Below are 16,341 nucleotides of genomic sequence, written 5' to 3' on the forward strand. Positions count from 1 at the left end.
CCGCTAAGGGGAACCACCGGCGAGGAAATCGCTACGGGGAATCGCCGGGAAAGAGAAGCGACCCGGGAGGGGCCAGAGAGAGGTCAGGAGAGCAGGAGTCCGGAGGTCAGAAAATTTCGCCGATCGCGGTTTTGGTGGAGTCGGTCGCGTTCTCCTTCTGCCCGCTTCCTCCTCCCCAGGAAAGAAGCTGGGAAGCGAAGTCGCCGAACTCCTTGGAGATCGCGTCCTCCGCGGACAGGTAGTTGTTGCCCGCGAGCGTCAGCGAGAAGGCGACCCGTGCCAGCACGCTGTTCGCCTGGCTCTGCTCGTCACCGGTCTTGCCGAAGAGGCTCGTCATGCAGGCGTCCAGGCGCTTGAAGAAGCCCTCGGCCTCCTCCTGGGTCTGGCCCGCCCAGCCGAGTTGGAGTTCGGCGAGCGCCTTGAAGAGCCGGGACACCTGGGAGCCGAGATCCTCGACGTAGCCGCCTCCGCCGTCGGGGCCGCCGATCTGCTCCCCGTAGGTCCGGAGAAGTTCACCGTCGACGGTGATCTTGGAGTGCACGCCGCCGACCTGGCCGTAGACGACCGGCGTTTCGGGTGTGGGGTCCGCACTGGGGCTCACCGATGCTCCTGAAGGTCGTACGTACACGGGAGCGCCACCACCCCGTGGGTGGCGCCGGAAGGCTCCCCGCTCGTGGGCCGAGAGAGCAGTACGTCTTGCGGACGGCCGTCCCGGTTCCCCGTCCGATGGCGGACGTTGTGCCACCACTTGCCGTCGGTGCCCATGACGTCGATGGCGAAGTCGCAGTCCGGGCCGGGCAGGTGGCAGTCAACATCGGTGCCGCTGCGCCACTCCCCACCCATGGACGTCCACGTGGGCGGCGACAGCAGCCGCCACGGGAGCGGCCTTGAGTCTGCTCATGCCGACGAGTATCCGGCCCGCCGCTGACGTAACGCTGACGTTCCGCTGACGTGCCCGGGGCGGGGCCTCGCCGGCGGGCCTGAGCCGGGGCTTCGTACTGCCGGCAGGCAGCCGCCGCTGACACCGGACAGGGTTGGCACCCGCGCCCAGGTGCAGGACGGGGGGTCACGGATGCGTCCGAGCACGGGGATCAGATGTGGGGCAGCACCGCACTGTCCCGGTGTGATGACGAGGGAGGGGACGGCGGGCGCCGTCGCCTGCCGGGCCGTTGATCACGCGGCGGTGGGAGAAGTTGCGGCGGGTGCCGACGACCGGAGCGATCGGCCGGGCCCGCCGCAGGCTGGGGCCGCAGTGCGTATCCAGGTGACACCGGCTGCGTTGGCGGAGTGCGGGACGCACGCGGTGTTCGCCGCGGCGACAGGGCCGCTGCCGGTTCACGAACAGCAGCTGGTGCCCGCTCTCCCGGACCGGCCGGAGCCGGGGACACTGCTGCCGGCCGACCGCGGCACATCACCGGCTCCGCGTTGTGGCGGCCCGCCTCGGGCGCCGGTGCGGTAGGAGGCCGACAAGACCTGGTGACCAGGCCGCTAGTGCTTCTTGTGGAAGTTCCGCGTGTTCGTCTCTTCGACCTCGTGATAGGTGTCGTACGCCGTCTTCATCCGCCGCTTCATCTCGTGCAGCAGCGTGACGAGCGTGTCCATGTTGGTGCTGAACTCGCGCTGGAGGCTGCCGAAGGACGCGCTGGACGGCGACTGCCAGACGAGCTCGGCGAGGCGGAACGCTTCCTTCACGGCCGCGATGTCCTCCTCGATGGAGGTGGTGCACCCGTCCACCGTGCCGATGGTGTCGTGGAGCAGGCCGAGTTCGATCCGGAACTCTGTGAGGGTCAGGCTGTGAGAGGCCATTCGGTGACCATAAGTGCCCGCTTCGTCCGGAGGCATGTCCCGATTCCGGGGCGTCCTGACGTCCCCGTTACGGGGAGGTGGGCGCCACCGAACGGGGACCTGTCCGGAGGTCGCCGCGTCGGATGGGATGAGGCGAACCGGACCCTACCCGGGTGAGCGCGGCGGAAGGCGACTGAGGCAGTGGAACCGAAAGACTCCCGGTACGGCCCGCACCGGGTGCCCATCAAGTCGGATGGCGGCGGTGATTCGAGCGGGTCGAATACGGACCCGCCCCCGGGGGCGGAGGCCCCGCCGACGCTGTACATGCTCTGGGCGACCGCCCCGAACATCGACACCTTCATGCCGCAGGGCGAGGGCAGTGGCGGGAAGCCGGTCAGGGCGGAGACCCACTCGGCCTTCAGCGTCAACGTCGGTGACATGGCCGACAGCATGTCGGTCCTGCTGGACTCCTCCAAGGACATGGTCACGCGGTACGAGGGACTCAAAGCGCTCGTCCTCGCCGCCGACGCCTCCCACACCGTCTTCGGGGAGCAGGCGACCTACACGGAGCACATCCCCAAGCCGTCCCCCACCTCGCTGGACAAGCGGAACGCGCACGAGCCGACGTTCGCCGAACCCGAGGGGCCTCTCGTCGAGGCGGACCCGGGGGTGCGTTCGGCGGCCGAGAAGTTCGGCCCGTACATGTACCCCGGCATGAAGAACGTGCTGATGGAGTGCGCCAACGCCATCGAGCTGCTCGGGCGGTACATCGTCCTGCTGGACCGTGCGGGCACCTACTACGCCCGCGCCGACCACCAGTCGGTCTTCCCCGAGCCGTCCGGCAAGTCGATCGTGGACACCTGATCGCACCGGCGTACCGGCTGAACGGGACGTCCGGGCCCGCTGGTTGACGCATTCGCCCGGCCGGGCGTGAGGTTCTCGGCGTGCGTACCGGGCGGTGACGACTGCGTCCGGTCCAGCGGCGCGCGATGCCGCGCGGGTGGTGCGGCCGCGCCGCCGGACCGGCCGGTCACGCCGGGGTGCAGCTGAGCTGGATCGGCGCCGCGACGTCGTGCGCGTGCTTCGTCGACGACGTGTAGTCGATGCCGGTGTTGAACATCCTGACGGTCACCCGGCCGCTGGTGACCTTGAACGATCCGGGGGACAGCCACTTGCCGCGGTTGCGGACCTGGTCGATGTCGAAGGAACCGGTCGCGGTGCCGCCGCTGCGGTCGGCGTCGTAGATCGCGTACTTGGCGGGGCTGCCGCCGACGTAAAGGATCTTCGGGTTGTCCGGCACGTACACGGCCAGCCGGCAGGACGCGGCGCCCTTGATCTTGGCGCTGTAGTCGAACTTCCACAGGACGTACTGCGCCGGGTCGTACTTCGTCGCCGACCCGGACATCGGCACGGAGAGGTACCGGCCGGTGCAGCCGGAGCCCGTGTAACCGCCGGTGGCGGTCTTGAGCCAGCCGTCCTCCTTCTTGTCGAAGTTGGCGTCCTTCGTCCAGATCCCCGCGGAGGCGTTCGACGGGCAGCCGTAGCCGGCCAGCGCGGAGAACGCAGGAACGGCGCTGCGGGACAGAGTCTTGTCCTTCTCCGCCTTGGTGGTGGTGGCGGTGGTCGACGGGCTCGGCGGGGTCAGCGCGGAGCCCGTGGTGTCCCGGGCGTCCGGCGCGGGGATCTCCTGACGGCCCTTCGGCGTGATGTCCTGCCGGCCTTCCGGGGTGATGTCCTGCCGGCCCGCGCCGCCGTTGCCGCCCTTGCCCCCGGTGGTGCCGTTGGGGGACTCCTGGCCCTTCGGGCGGGGGTCGGCCTTGCCGGTGGCTGCCGCCGGGGACACCTTGTCCGCCTGGTTCTTCTTGTCGTCGGGGCTGGTGAGCGCGCCGACGGCGAGGGCGCCGACGCCGATCGCCACGACGACCGCGATGCCGATCGCCACCAGCCGCTTTCCCGGCTTGCCCTGTTCGCCCTCGGGGCGTACGCCGCCCACGAACGCGGAGACGAAGCCGTGCCGGTCCTCCTCGGGCAGGCGGCCCGGCGCCTTGCCGGTAGGCTGTGGGGGCTTTTCCTGGTCAGCCACGTTCGCACTCCAATTATCCAGCCGTAAGGGACAGCGGCAAAGATACCCCGCGGACGTAAAGGCGAAAGGCCCCCAGAGGAAATTGGATTCACCTTGAGCGATTTGTCTTCAGGGATCTGTATGCAACCATTGCGCAACCGCGGAAGCGTCATTCCATCGTGACCTGGAAACGCGAGCCGAGGCGCCGGTGCCTCCGTCCCGCTCGGTGACAGATTCTCGTTGGTCCGTGCGCTGCCGAGCTCGTCCGGTGCATTCCCGTCCGGTACCTTGAGGACGCGCCGAGTCGGTTCTCCGCTACTGTGTCGCTCGGGGGGACTCGGAGTGACGCGTTGATCTGACGACAGGAATACGCATGTCTAGCTGTGCGCGCATCGCCATTATCGAGCAACAGAATCTCGTCCGTTATGGGATGGAGCGGGCGCTCTCCCAGGGTTCGTGGTTCGATGTGGTCGCCGCGGTGGAGCATGTGCGGGACTTTCCGTTCGACGCCCCGGACGCCGACGCCCCCGACGCCATCCTCTACGGCCCGCCCGCGTACGACCACACCGCGCAGGAACTGCCCGCACAGACCCTCGCCCGCCTCGTCGCCTGCGCCCCGGTGCTGCTGATCTCGGACTTCGCCCGGCCCTACCGCCTCCTGGAGGCCGTCCGCGCCGGCGTGCTGGGCTGCGTCACCGATCAGGCGGACGACGAGGAGCTGCTGCGCGCCGTCGACACGGTTCTCAGCGGCGGCTTCCACCTCTCGTCGACGCTCGTGCCCCGCCTCCGGAACGAGTTGCAGCAGCCCGGTGACGTCGAGCCGCGTTCGCTCGCCCGCCGCGAACTGGAGGCCCTGCGGCTGCTCGCCGAAGGGCTGACGCACAGTCAGATAGGCCGCCGGATGGGCCTGACGGAGGCGACCGTCAGCACGTACATCAAGCGCATCCGGGCCAAGCTCAACGTCGGTAACAAGGCCGACCTCACCCGCACCGCCATGGAACTGGGCCTGCTGCGCGATCCCCATGTGGTGGTCGACGCCAACGCCATGCCGCCGCCGGCCACACCGGGCCGGGCGCCCGTCACGAGGTCCGCCCGCTCCCGTTCCCTGCTGCTCGGCAAGAACTGACGGTGCGACGGGCAGCCGAGGCCAGGGCGCGGACACCCACGCGCGGTCCGGTTGCAGCCTCCGCCCTGATCCGCACGCCCAACCGACGCCCTGCGACCCGGTTCAGGCCCGCAAGGCCCTGCGCGAGCACGCGTTCAACAAGAACCGCCGCGACGAGGCCCCTCCTGAGTCCCGGGATACGCACGATCCTTATCCCGGATCGGTGACCGCCCCCGCACCGCCCACCGTCTCCGTGCGTTCTGCGCCACCCGCTATCACCCGGGCCTGCATCCGGAGGAAGCCGTCGCGCTGCGGGTCGATGCCGCCACGCTGCCGACCGCCGGGTGGGGGGAGTTCCTGCTCCACACCGCCGAGCCCGAGGCCGGCAGCAAGTGAACGGGCGACCGCGAGCCCCATGAGCCCCGCGACCTCAAGGGACGAGCTTTCGGGGACACCCGCCAGCCGACCGAGCTCCGTGGACGGATCGAAGGCCCCCAGCAACAGCAACTGCCTGCGGGACGCGCGGCCTCGAAGCGCCCGCCCGAAAACTTCGGGAAGTTCTCGGGAAGAACAGCCGCCGAGAGCCGTACAAAACCGGCGTCAGCCGGACTCGGCTCCGCCACCGGCAGTCGGTCCGGCTCCGCCGAAGCCACCGCGCCGCGCCCGCTGAACAGCCCCTGACCCGCAAAAAAGCCCTCCGCGACGGAGGGCTGAGGAACAGGCGGAGAAGAGTGCCCCCGGCAGGACTCGAACCTGCGGCCAAGTGCTTAGACGGTGTCCTACATGGTGAGTTGGGGTAGTCCGCTTCTATGGGGAGCGGGCGGTGGGACTGGATTGTGCCAGTTGGGTTGTGGGAGATCGCGGAGCCTTTGCTGCCCGCGGTGCAGGTACGGCCGCAGGGCGGCGGGGTGGCGAACATCGATGACGAGGCGGTCTTCGCCGCGATCATCTACGTGCTGGTGTCCGGGTGCGCCTGGCGGGCTCTGCCACCGTGCTTCGGAGCGTCGAAGCCAACCGTGCACCGACAGTTCGTCATCTGGTCGCGGGCAGGTGTCTGGGGCCGGCTGCATCAGAAGGTGCTGCAACTCCTCGACGAGCAGGGCCTGGTAGATCTGTCCCGGGCCATGCTCGACTCTGCCCACGTGCGCGCTAAAAAAGGGGCGAACTTGCAGGTCCGAGCCCCGTGGACCGGGGTAAGCCCGGTTCCAAGATGCACGTCCTGTCCGACGCGGACGGACTGCCCCTACGCGTCGGACTCTCCGCGGCCAACACCCACGACAGCCTCGCACTGAAGCCGATGCTGTCCCATTCCACATGGGACACGAATCCCACGCAGCTGATTCCAAACCTCAGCGACTCCACGCCGACAAGGCGTACGACGTCCCTCACCTGCGACGATGGTTACGGGGCAAACGCATCGGCGTACGCATCGCCCGCAAAGGCATCGAAACCAGCGAGCGCCTCGGGCGCCGAAGGTGGGTGATCGAGCGGACCATGTCCTGGCTGACCGGCTACCGCCGACTCAACCACCGCTACGAACGTCACCCCACCAACTACCTGGCCTTCCTCGGCCTCGCCGCCGCACTCTGCTGCTACAAGCGGCTCCTCAAACTCACCATGTAGGACACCGTCTAAGAAGGCACTCAGTCTAATCATATCTCTAACGCCCTGACCTGCTCTTTTGTCGCCCAGTGACGCATCGTCAGCTGTTTTGGGGGACGCATGTGGGACGACCTTGCTGGCCGGTTGGGTGGTGGAATCATGGAGGAAGAGCCGGTACCAATTCGAGGACGTTGGCTTCCGCGAGGCGGGGCGCCACAGGCGGGACCGGATCGAGGTGCGGACCATAGATACCACCTTTGACGTCAGGGTCTGGCAGATCGAGAGGGGCTCCGGGAAGCTGCGCGAGTCCTATGGGGTCCGTTGGTCTGTCGGTGGAAAGCGTCATCGCAAGACGTTCCAGACTTTCGCACTGGCCGACGGTTTCCGAGCGGAGCTGGTGACCGCGACGCACACCGGAGAGCCGTTCAGCATGTCGACCGGTTTGTCGGAACGACATGAGCCGAGAGCTTCCTCGGTCGGGTGGTACGACTTCGCCGTCCAGTTCGCGGACGCTCAGTGGCCGCGTGTGTCAGCGAATCACCGGAAGAACACTGCTCGCACGTTGATGATCGTCACCACTGCGCTGATGGACCGGGATCCACCGGGCGTCCCTTCTCGGCGGGTCCGTACGGCGCTCAGCGACTGGGCCTTCAACACGGGCCGCCGCGACGATGCCCCGGAGGACGTAGTCGCGGTACTCGGCTGGGTGCGGCGGCACACTCCGACCATGGACGCCTGGACTGATCCGCTGACCGTCCAGGACGTGCTGCTGGTACTGGGCACGCTGCTGGACGGGAGACGGGTGGCGGCCTCGTCCGTGAAGCGACATCGGCGGGTTCTGCATCTGGTGATGCGGTATGCGATCGTTCGCGGGATTCTGCTGTCCGATCCGGTTCCTGAGGGGCGGAACCTCGTTCCGCGGTCTGCTGGTGTGATCGACCGACGCCGTCTGCTGAATGAGCAGCAAGCGGCGCAGTTGCTCGAGCGGATTCGCGATCGGCCGCGCAGCGGGCAAAGACTGCATGCGTTCTTCGCCACGTTGTACTTCACGGGGCTCCGGCCGGAAGAAGCTGTCGCGCTGCGTGTCTCAGACCTTGTCGTGCCTGCCTCGGGGGGAGGGGACGTGGGCTGACATCGTGGTACACGCCGCCGAGCCCGAGATCGGGCGTACGTGGACCGACAGTGGAACCCGGCACGATCAGCGAGGTCTGAAAGGCAGAGCAGAGAGTGAAACGCGCATAGTGCCGTGCCCTCCGAGCTTGTCGATTATTTTGCGGGCGCGTATTCAGGAGGCGGGCCTGCTCCCCGACGACCGACTCGTTCCTGGGGAGCACGACGGAGTTCTCGCGGGTTCCGTCCACCGCCGCATGTGGGACCACGCCCGCAGTGCATCCTGCCACCGCACGTATACGCATCACTGACAGGACGACGCGTACGACCTTCGGCGCACCCGGCTGACGATGTGCCTGAACAACGGCATCCCGCCTGCTCAGGTGGCCGAGTGGGCCGGCACCAGTGTTGCCATGTTGTTCGCCACGTACGCGCAATGCATCAGTGGCCAGGAGCAAGATCTGCGGCAGCGGCTCGACGAGATGCAGGACGCCTCGGCCACCCTGGCGGCATAGCCGCGCCGAGGGTGGGTGGGTCATCGCTCCCGCCGGTAGGGATCCGTGTACGGCTCCATGGACTGGCGGACCTCTTCCCGGACCGGGCCATGAGCGGGCCAGGGGCGTAGTAGCGGGCGCGGGCCTTGTCGTGGGGGACGAGCCAGCCGCGGGCTACGAGCTCCCGGATGTCTCGGATGGCCTGCTGGTCGCTGAGGTCGGCGTCCTGCTGGTAAGACGGTGCGGCGCACCTTCGCGTCCGAGAACGCGGGCAGCAGGGCGTAGACGACCCGTTCGTCCAGGCCGGCTGCTTCGACGCCTTCGACCAGGCGGGTCCAGGCTCGCGAAATGACGTCCGAAGCGGCGCTGGGCCTGCTGGGCCTGGCGATGGTGGGCGGTCAGGCAGAACCGGATCCAGAGCCGGGTGTCCCGCTCTGGACTCCAGTGCGGGCCGCCCACGTCCTCCAGGACCTGGTAGTAGGCGTACGTGTTCTGGCCCCGGCCGAGCCATTCCTCGATGGAGGAGAACTCGGGCGGCATCAGAGCCTCGCGGGAGAACACCAGGGTGGACAGGGCGCGGGACATGCGCCCGTTGCCGTCCTTCCACGGGTGGATCTTGACGAGGTTGAGGTGGGCCATGGAAGCGCGGACATGGACCGGGGCGTCGAGGTCGCCCTCATTGAGCCACTCGGTGAACTCCGCCATCAGAGGGGGACGTCCGCCTGCTCCGGTGCGGTGTAGGCGGGGACCAGAGGGTCGTTGGGGCTGGTGGCGTAGACAGGTCCGTCGCGCCAGCGGCCGGGGCGCTTGTCGAGGTGGTGGCCCTGGAGCATGAAGTGCAGGCCGTTGAGCAGGCCGGCGTCGTAGCGGAAGTCGTCTCCGGCGTCGGCGAGGGCCTGGATGTAGGTCATGCCGCGCTGGTAGCCCTCCAGCTCGGCGCGCGTTTTCTCGCCGGTCTCCAGTGGTTCCTCGCCGGAGATGAGGGCTTCCACATCATCGACTGTCGCGGCGTATCCCTCGATGGTGTTCGATCCGGCTATCGCGCGGGTGGTGAGGTTGCGGCGCAGCTGGCGGGTCTAGCGGGGTGGCCCGGAGCATGTGCCGCAGGGAGCGGCGCATGCTCTCGATCTCATCGAGGGCCCGCCGGTCGTCGGTGTTCAGGGCGGCAGTCGCATACAGCACGGCCATGACACGATAATTGTGTCATCAAGTCAAGTGCGCCTGGACCTGGATCGGCGTCCGCGTTCAGCCGTTCCTCGCCGTTGGCGGGCTTTCGGTGGCAGACATGCCAACCTCCAGCTCGTCCGGGTCGCCAAGCTGGAGGTTCCGCTGCCGTCGCCGCCGGCAGTGGCAGTGGCGGTCCCGCGTTCTGGCGCGCCTCGGCATCGGGTTTGCAGAGCATCGTTGCGGGTCAGGGCCGACTCCGGCGCGCCAGGAATCAGAGAGCCGCAGATTCCCCACCGGGAATCGGATGGGCGGTGGCGCGGTAGCCAGTCAGAACGATTCGAGCCGCGCCTTGCGCCCCCGCGGGGAAGGATTTCCCCGCGCGTGGCAGGCGCGGGCTGGGCGCATGCATCAGCCCGGCCGGCCTGGCCGTGGAGACCTTGCCCAGGAGCGCACCGGGCGCGCCTCCGGCCCCATCGGGTGCTGGAAGGGACGCAGCGGATCGACCTCGGCCCAGGGAGTGAGCGCGTCCGCCGGGTCGCCACGTTCGGGGAGCCAGGGGGCGAGCCGCCGCCAGACCTCGCCAGCGTGGGACGGGCGATCGTTCGGTGCCTTGGCCAGGAGTTCGAGTACGAGGGCCTCTAAGTCCACTGGGGTGTCGGAGCGTTCGTCGCGCAAGGGGATCGGCGGCTGGTCCAGGATCAGGCCGGGGAGCATGAGTTCCGAGCGGTGCTCGAAGACGGATTCGCCGGTGAGCATCTTGTGGAGCAGGCAGCCGAGTGCGTACAGGTCGGTGCGGTGATCCACTGGTTTGCCCAGGATCTGTTCGGGCGCCATGCACTCCAGGCTGCCTGGCCGCTCTCCCGTGGTGGTGAGCTTGGAGGTGCCGGGTTCGAGGAAGGCTGCGACGCCGAAGTCGAGGACCTTGACCACGCCGTCGGTGCGGATGATGACGTTGCGGCCCTTGAGGTCGCGATGGACCACGTTGCGGGCGTGCACGGAGCCGAGGACGGAGGCGATCTGCACCCCGACCGAAGCTGCTTCCTCGATGCTCAGCCGTTCCTGTTCGGCGATCCGGTCCTCAAGGTCGATGCCGGTCACGTACTGCATGACCAGGAATCGTGTGCCGCGTTCCTCGCCGAGGTCGTAGACGGTGGCGATGCCGGTGTGGTCGAGGCGTGCGGCGGCGCGCGCCTCGCGTCGGAAGCGTTCGGCGTCGCGGGCTCGCTGTTCCTGTGTCAAGCCAGGGGCCGCGTTCATGGTTTTGAGAGCGACGTCGCGGCCGAGGTGTTCGTCGTGAGCGAGCCAGACGACTCCCATGCCGCCGGATCCGATCTCCTGCTTGAGTCGGTAGCGCTTGGCGATCACAGGTCCGATGTCCATGAGCGGGGCGACTCCGTCCGCGTCCGTCTGTGTGCGGCCCTTTGATGGCCAGGCGCGCCCGCCGGCTGGGCGCGTCGGGAGAGAGTGTGGCATGCGCACGAGAATTCGTGAATGAACCCCCCGATCGCTACTATCTATTGACTGAGTTCACACCGGCATGCTGTTATGTGCGACGTACGATCAAGGGGAGTGTGGCGCACCGCGGCCAGCAGGTGGCTACCGTTGCTCCGGACCGCCTCGGGAACAAGTGGGGAACACGTGGACGTCTTCAAGGTGCACCAGCGGCTCATCCGGGACTACAAGGAGTACACGTCCGGTTCGGTGGTGATCGACGACAGCCGCATCGACGCCAAGGTGTCGAAGTCGCTCGCCGACGGAGACCAGTGGCCCGATCCCTATCTCTCCCTCAACCCCAGCTTCGCGCCCGGCGGTTTGGTCGAGGATCTCGCGCGGCCGGGAGGATTGCTGCATCCGGCGTGTGCGGACATCTTCCGTACGGGTAAGGACGAGCGGGGCGCCACCGTCCGCCCGATCCACTTCCACCAGCACCAGCTGGAGGCGATCGAGGCGGCTGACTCCCGGGACTCGTATGTCCTGACCACCGGCACCGGCTCCGGCAAGAGCCTCGGCTACATCGTGCCGATCGTCGACCGGGTGCTGCGCGAGAAGGAGGCCGGCGCCGCGCCCGGCATCAAGGCGATCATCGTCTACCCCATGAACGCCCTCGCCAACAGCCAGGAACGGGAGCTGGCGAAGTTTCTCACCGCCGGATACGGCGAGGATAGCGAGCCGGTCTCCTATGCCCGCTACACCGGTCAGGAGAGGGAGGACAAGAAGGAAGCCATCCGTGAGTCCAAGCCTGACATCCTGCTCACCAACTACGTGATGCTGGAGCTGATGCTCACCCGGCCCAAGGAGCGCGAGAAGCTCATCGGGGCGGCCAAGGGGCTGCGCTTCCTCGTCCTCGACGAGTTGCACACCTACCGGGGGCGGCAGGGTGCCGACGTTGCCATGCTGGTGCGACGCGTACGCGAGGCCTGCCAGTCGCCCGGCCTGCAGTGCGTGGGTACATCCGCGACGATGGCCACCGGGGGCACGCCCGCCGCGCGCCGCCGTGAGGTCGCTCGCGTCGCCTCGACCCTCTTCGACACGGAGATCTCCCCGGAGCGAGTGGTGGGCGAGACCCTGGTGCGGGCGACCGGGGACGCCGTGCCCACGCCGTCCGAACTCGCGGCGCGGGTAAGGGAGAACAACCCTCCGGCTGAGTACGGGCGGCTAGCCGCCGATCCGCTGGCCCGCTGGATCGAGACCACCTTCGGGCTGGTCGAGAAGAAGGACGAGGACGGCAGTACGCTCTTGGTCCGCGCCGAACCGGTCACCGTGGAGGCCGCCGCTCTGCGCCTGCGCTCCGAGGCGTTGGGCATCGCGGAGGGCGAGCCCGAGGAGCGTTGGTACGAGGCTTGCGCGGAGGCCATCCGGGCCACCCTTCAGGCGGGAGCGGCCGCCCGCAGCAAGGAGGGCGACCGTCCGCTGTTCGCCTTCAGGCTGCATCAGTTCCTGTCCAAGGGCGGATCCGTCTACGTCTCCCTGGAGGGAGAGAACGACCGCCATATCACCCGCACCTACCAGCAGCGCGTCCCGAACGCCCCCGAGAAACTGCTGCTGCCGCTGTCCTTCTGCCGAGAATGCGGACACGAGTACCTGATGGTGGCCCGCGATGATCGGGACGACGGCAGCGTCGCCTTCCGCACGCGCGAGGACGAGGACGACGAGCAGGGTTATCTGTACATCTCGGCCGCCAATCCGTGGCCGGAGCAGGTCGGCGATGCCATCGAGCGGCGGCGCTTCCCCGACAGCTGGCTCACCTTCGACGAGCGCAAGGGCGCCCCGGTGCTCACCGCGAGCCGCAGGAAGCGGGCGCCGCAGCCGGTGTGGGTGCGCCCGGACGGCACCGGTGGGGGAAAGACGAACGGTGGCATCTACGCGGCGTACCTGCCCGCCCCGTTCCTCTTCTGCCTGGAGTGCGGTGTCGGGTACGAGCAGGTCAAGGAGCGCGACTTCGCCAAGCTGATGACCCTTGACCAGGAGGGCCGCTCGACCGCCACCTCCGTCATCAGCGCCTCGATCGTGCGTCACCTCAAGAGTATCCCCGAGGGCGAACTCAAGAAGGACGCACGGAAGTTGCTCACCTTCGTCGACAACCGGCAGGACGCGAGCCTGCAGTCGGGGCACTTCAACGACTTCGTCATGGTCACGCAGCTGCGCGGCGCCCTGTACCGGGCGATGGTCGCTGCCGGCGCCAAGGGGCTGCGCTGGAAGCGGCTCGGCGAAGAAGTGGTGGCGGCGATGGGGCTCTCCCCGCACGAGTACGCGGCCAAGCCCACCGAGATCGAGGAGCTCGCCGAGAGCACGCTTGAGGCACTGGCCGCGGTCGCCGAGTACCGCCTCTTCCTCGACCTGGAACGCGGCTGGCGCGTCACCATGCCCAATCTGGAGCAGACCGGGCTGCTCGGTCTGGAGTACGGGGGGCTTGATGCCATCGCTGGCGACGAGGACCGGTGGAAGGACACCGCGGGCCCGCTGCGTACGGCCTCCCCCGAGGGACGCCACCGGCTGTCCAAGGTCCTCATGGATGAACTGCGCCGCCAACGGGCCGTGGACACGCCCTACTTCACCGAGGCCAAGTTCGCCGAGCTCCGCAAGGAGTCGGCGCGGCTCAACGACGCATGGGGGATCGCCGACACGGAGGCGGCGCCACCTCCGGCCAAGTTCGCCGTGGCGCGGGCCGGGCGCCCCGGCCGCACCGGGCGCGGCCGCAGCGAGCTGAACCTCACCGGACGCACCGCGTTCGGCCGCCATGTCCGCAAGGACACCACCTTTCCCGGCTGGGGACAGGGACTCTCCCTCGACGAGGCCCAAGACGTCATCCGCGACCTGCTCCGGGTCCTGGCGGACGGCGGAGTTCTGACCGAGGTCTCCCAGGGGCGGGGCGAGGAGCCCGGCTATCGGATCAACCACACTGTCATCCGCTGGCACGCCCGCGACGACGAACACGGCGCCGTGGACCGCCTGCGCCGCACCTACCGTGACGAGCGCGGCCCCCGCGTCAACGCCTTCTTCAAGCGGCTCTACCAAGACATCGCCGCCACCTTCGCCGGTCTGCACGCCGCCGAGCACACGGCCCAGGTCCACCCCGATGTCCGGCAGGAGCGCGAGGATCTGTTCGGCGAGGGCACCCGGCTTCCCCTCCTGTACTGCTCGCCGACGATGGAACTCGGCGTCGACATCAAGAGCCTCAACGCGGTCAACCTGCGCAACGTGCCGCCGACTCCCGCCAACTACGCACAGCGCTCGGGCCGTGCCGGCCGCAGCGGGCAGCCCGCGCTCGTCACCACGTACTGCGCAACCGGTAACAGTCACGACCAGTACTACTTCACCCGGCGCGCGCAGATGGTGTCCGGTGCCGTTGCCCCGCCCCGGCTCGACCTGGCCAACGAGGATCTGCTCGCCTCTCATGTGCACGCGATCTGGCTCGCCGAGACCCGGCTCGATCTCGGCGCCAGCATGGCCAGGCTGATCGAGTCCGACGGCGACAACCCCTCGCTGGAACTGGCGCCGTCGGTGGCCGGGGCCATCGACGAACCGGGTGCCCGGCGCCGCGCTCTGGCGCGGGCGCGTACTGTCCTGGACGGCAGTGGCGACCTGCTGCGTGCCACGTCCTGGTGGCACGAAAAGTGGCTGGAGCAGACGGTCGAGGCCGCGCCGGGCAGCTTCCGCAGGGCCTGCGAGCGCTGGCGGAATCTCTTCAGGCGGGCTCTCGAAGAGCGCGAGATCCAGCACCGCAACATTCTCAACCGCACCGCCACGGGCCGCTCCAAGGATCAGGCCAAGCGGCGCCGCGCCCAGGCCGAGAGCCAGCTCGCGCTGCTGCGCAACGAGCAGGGCGGCGAGCGGACCGTGATGTCGGACTTCTTCCCTTACCGCTACTTCGCCTCCGAGGGCTTCCTGCCGGGCTACTCCTTCCCCCGGCTGCCGCTCGCCGCGTACATCCCGGGCACCGGCCGCACCAGCCGCGGCGGCTACGACGGCGACTATCTGCAGCGCTCCAGGTTCATCGCGATCCGGGAGTTCGGGCCCGGTGCGCTGATCTACCACGAGGGCAGCCGCTACAAGGTGGACCGGGTGCAACTGCCGCCGGACACCGCGGGTGAGCTGACCACCGAGAGCGCGAAGGTCTGCGGGCGCTGCGGCTATCTGTCCCCGGAGGAGCAGCGCGAGGACGTTTGCGGGGGCTGCGGTAGCGGCCTCGGCGATGCGCGGACCGGTCTGCTGCACCTGCACACCGTCTTCACGCACCGCCGCGACCGGATCTCCTCCGACGAGGAGGAGCGTCAGCGCACCGGCTACAAGGTGGAGATCTCCTACCGCTTCAAGAAACACGAGGACGACCGTGACGGATCACTGCGCGCCATGGCGCAGACCGCGTCCGGCCGCGCCCTCGCCGAGCTGGCGTATGGCGACAGCGCCACCGTCCGGCTCACAAATCTCGGCTACCGCCGCTCGGTCGCCAAGGGCGAGATCGGCTTCTGGATGGACCCGGTGACGGGCGAATGGCTCGCGGGCGGCGCGGCCAAGAAGGGTGGCCGGGAGACCCCCCAGGAGCAGGAAGGGCTCGCGGACGCCGAGAAGGCCAACCGCAAGATGCCGGTGATCCCGTATGTGCAGGACACCCGGAACATCCTCGTCCTCCAGCTGGCCGAGCCAGTCGACCGGGAGACCGCCGTCACCCTCCAGTACGCCCTGGAGCGAGGCATCGAGGCCGAGTTCCAGCTGGAGGACGCCGAACTCGACACCGAGGAGCTGCCGCCGTACGACGGGCCGCGTGAGCGGCTGCTGTTCATCGAGAGCGCTGAGGGCGGCGCGGGCGTGCTGCGGCGTCTGCAGGCTGAGCCCGGTGCGCTGGCCAGCGCCGCGCGCAAGGCTCTGGAGATCGCCCACTTCGACCAGCTGGGGCGTGACCGCGGCGACGAGAAGACCAATGGCGACCCGTGCGAGAAGGGCTGCTACGACTGTCTGCTCTCCTTCGGCAATCAGCGCCACCACCGCGTCATTGACCGGCAGTTGGTGCGCGACCTGCTTCAGGCGTTCGCGGACGGCATCGTCGGCGAGTCCACCCCGGGCCGGTCGCGCGACGAGCACGCCGATGCGCTGCGGCAGGGCGCCGACTCCACCCTGGAGGAGCGCTTCGTCGAATACCTGCGGTCGCACGGCCACCGGCTCCCGGACCACCAGCAGATCAAGGTGCGCGAGGCGCTGTCCAAGCCGGACTTCGTATACGACACCGGGTTCGGCCCCATCGCGGTCTTCGTCGACGGCCCGCACCACGACCACGACGACATCGTGCTGCGCGACGAGGAGGCGGAGGAACGGCTGAAGGACTTCGGCTGGGAAGTGATCCGCGTCCGCTACGACGACGACTGGTCCAAGAAGGTCGCCGAGTACCCTCAGGTGTTCGGCGAACCTCGTCGCTGACCTGCGGTCGGACACCTTGCCAAGGAGCGCCGGCCTTCGGGTTCGGCGCCTCTCCACACTCCGTACGAATGTCAAGTCCGCCCGCCCGTATCCACCCGGAAGGC

Annotated in this window: 12 protein-coding genes and 1 pseudogene; 6 read left to right on the plus strand and 7 right to left on the minus strand. The window is 68.6% G+C overall.

Going from position 1 to position 16,341, the window contains the following annotated elements; translation table 11 throughout:
* Positions 1-106: 106 nt before the first annotated feature.
* Positions 107-601, minus strand: coding sequence for a hypothetical protein (locus tag LIU39_RS11635; protein WP_227046570.1), 495 nt, complete (start codon positions 599-601; stop codon positions 107-109).
* A gap of 887 nt (positions 602-1,488) precedes the next feature.
* Positions 1,489-1,806 (minus strand): WXG100 family type VII secretion target, encoded by a 318-nt coding sequence (locus tag LIU39_RS11640; RefSeq protein WP_227046571.1) that lies wholly within the window; start codon positions 1,804-1,806, stop codon positions 1,489-1,491.
* Between the two features lie 303 nt (positions 1,807-2,109).
* Here LIU39_RS11640 and LIU39_RS11645 point away from each other — a divergent pair, with 303 nt between their 5' ends.
* Positions 2,110-2,649 carry a hypothetical protein gene (locus LIU39_RS11645; protein ID WP_227046572.1) on the plus strand — a complete coding sequence of 180 codons (540 nt, stop codon included), beginning with the start codon at positions 2,110-2,112 and terminating at the stop codon, positions 2,647-2,649.
* Positions 2,650-2,815: 166 nt separating this feature from the next.
* Here the strand turns inward: LIU39_RS11645 and LIU39_RS11650 are convergent, their stop codons facing one another.
* Positions 2,816-3,868: a DUF1616 domain-containing protein gene (locus LIU39_RS11650; RefSeq protein ID WP_227046573.1), complete on the minus strand. Its 1,053-nt coding sequence runs from the start codon at positions 3,866-3,868 to the stop codon at positions 2,816-2,818.
* Positions 3,869-4,220: 352 nt separating this feature from the next.
* On the opposite strand from LIU39_RS11650, the gene LIU39_RS11655 reads away from it, so the two are divergent.
* Positions 4,221-4,973, plus strand: coding sequence for a helix-turn-helix transcriptional regulator (locus LIU39_RS11655; RefSeq protein ID WP_227046574.1), 753 nt, complete (start codon positions 4,221-4,223; stop codon positions 4,971-4,973).
* Positions 4,974-5,162: 189 nt separating this feature from the next.
* Here LIU39_RS11655 and LIU39_RS11660 read toward each other — a convergent pair whose 3' ends face one another.
* Positions 5,163-5,369, minus strand: coding sequence for a hypothetical protein (locus tag LIU39_RS11660; RefSeq protein WP_227046575.1), 207 nt, complete (start codon positions 5,367-5,369; stop codon positions 5,163-5,165).
* Between the two features lie 392 nt (positions 5,370-5,761).
* Here LIU39_RS11660 and LIU39_RS11665 point away from each other — a divergent pair.
* The 3 genes and pseudogenes from LIU39_RS11665 (at position 5,762) to LIU39_RS11675 (ending at position 8,179) form a co-directional block, all read left to right on the plus strand.
* Positions 5,762-6,575, plus strand: a pseudogene (locus LIU39_RS11665) (IS5 family transposase).
* Positions 6,576-6,789: 214 nt separating this feature from the next.
* On the plus strand, positions 6,790-7,686 hold the full coding sequence (locus LIU39_RS11670; RefSeq protein WP_227046576.1) for a tyrosine-type recombinase/integrase: 897 nt from the start codon (positions 6,790-6,792) through the stop codon (positions 7,684-7,686).
* Positions 7,687-8,014: 328 nt separating this feature from the next.
* Positions 8,015-8,179 (plus strand): hypothetical protein, encoded by a 165-nt coding sequence (locus tag LIU39_RS11675; RefSeq protein WP_227046577.1) that lies wholly within the window; start codon positions 8,015-8,017, stop codon positions 8,177-8,179.
* A 153-nt stretch (positions 8,180-8,332) separates the two neighbouring features.
* On the opposite strand, the gene LIU39_RS11680 is transcribed toward LIU39_RS11675, so the two are convergent.
* From LIU39_RS11680 to LIU39_RS11690, 3 genes are all read right to left on the minus strand, one after another.
* The gene (locus tag LIU39_RS11680) at positions 8,333-8,863 is read right to left on the minus strand and encodes a Fic family protein (protein WP_227046578.1); all 531 of its coding nucleotides are present in this window, start codon (positions 8,861-8,863) and stop codon (positions 8,333-8,335) included.
* Positions 8,863-9,150, minus strand: coding sequence for a Fic family protein (locus tag LIU39_RS11685; RefSeq protein ID WP_227046579.1), 288 nt, complete (start codon positions 9,148-9,150; stop codon positions 8,863-8,865). Before LIU39_RS11685 ends, LIU39_RS11680 begins: the two co-directional genes overlap by 1 nt.
* Positions 9,151-9,733: 583 nt before the next feature.
* Positions 9,734-10,705: a serine/threonine-protein kinase gene (locus LIU39_RS11690; RefSeq protein WP_227046580.1), complete on the minus strand. Its 972-nt coding sequence runs from the start codon at positions 10,703-10,705 to the stop codon at positions 9,734-9,736.
* Positions 10,706-10,963: 258 nt separating this feature from the next.
* On the opposite strand from LIU39_RS11690, the gene LIU39_RS11695 reads away from it, so the two are divergent.
* Positions 10,964-16,237 (plus strand): DEAD/DEAH box helicase, encoded by a 5,274-nt coding sequence (locus LIU39_RS11695; protein WP_227046581.1) that lies wholly within the window; start codon positions 10,964-10,966, stop codon positions 16,235-16,237.
* Positions 16,238-16,341: the final 104 nt, after the last annotated feature.

Source organism: Streptomyces pinistramenti, assembly GCF_020564935.1.
Taxonomy (GTDB): Bacteria; Actinomycetota; Actinomycetes; order Streptomycetales; family Streptomycetaceae; genus Streptomyces; species Streptomyces pinistramenti.

Coding starts and splice junctions, on each gene's coding strand:
- LIU39_RS11660 (WP_227046575.1), bottom strand. CDS start 5,369: ATGGGGCTCGCGGTCGCCCGTTCACTTGCTGCCGGCCTCGGGCTCGGC.
- LIU39_RS11645 (WP_227046572.1), top strand. CDS start 2,110: ATGCTCTGGGCGACCGCCCCGAACATCGACACCTTCATGCCGCAGGGC.
- LIU39_RS11655 (WP_227046574.1), top strand. CDS start 4,221: ATGTCTAGCTGTGCGCGCATCGCCATTATCGAGCAACAGAATCTCGTC.
- LIU39_RS11675 (WP_227046577.1), top strand. CDS start 8,015: ATGTGCCTGAACAACGGCATCCCGCCTGCTCAGGTGGCCGAGTGGGCC.
- LIU39_RS11690 (WP_227046580.1), bottom strand. CDS start 10,705: ATGGACATCGGACCTGTGATCGCCAAGCGCTACCGACTCAAGCAGGAG.
- LIU39_RS11680 (WP_227046578.1), bottom strand. CDS start 8,863: ATGGCGGAGTTCACCGAGTGGCTCAATGAGGGCGACCTCGACGCCCCG.
- LIU39_RS11640 (WP_227046571.1), bottom strand. CDS start 1,806: ATGGCCTCTCACAGCCTGACCCTCACAGAGTTCCGGATCGAACTCGGC.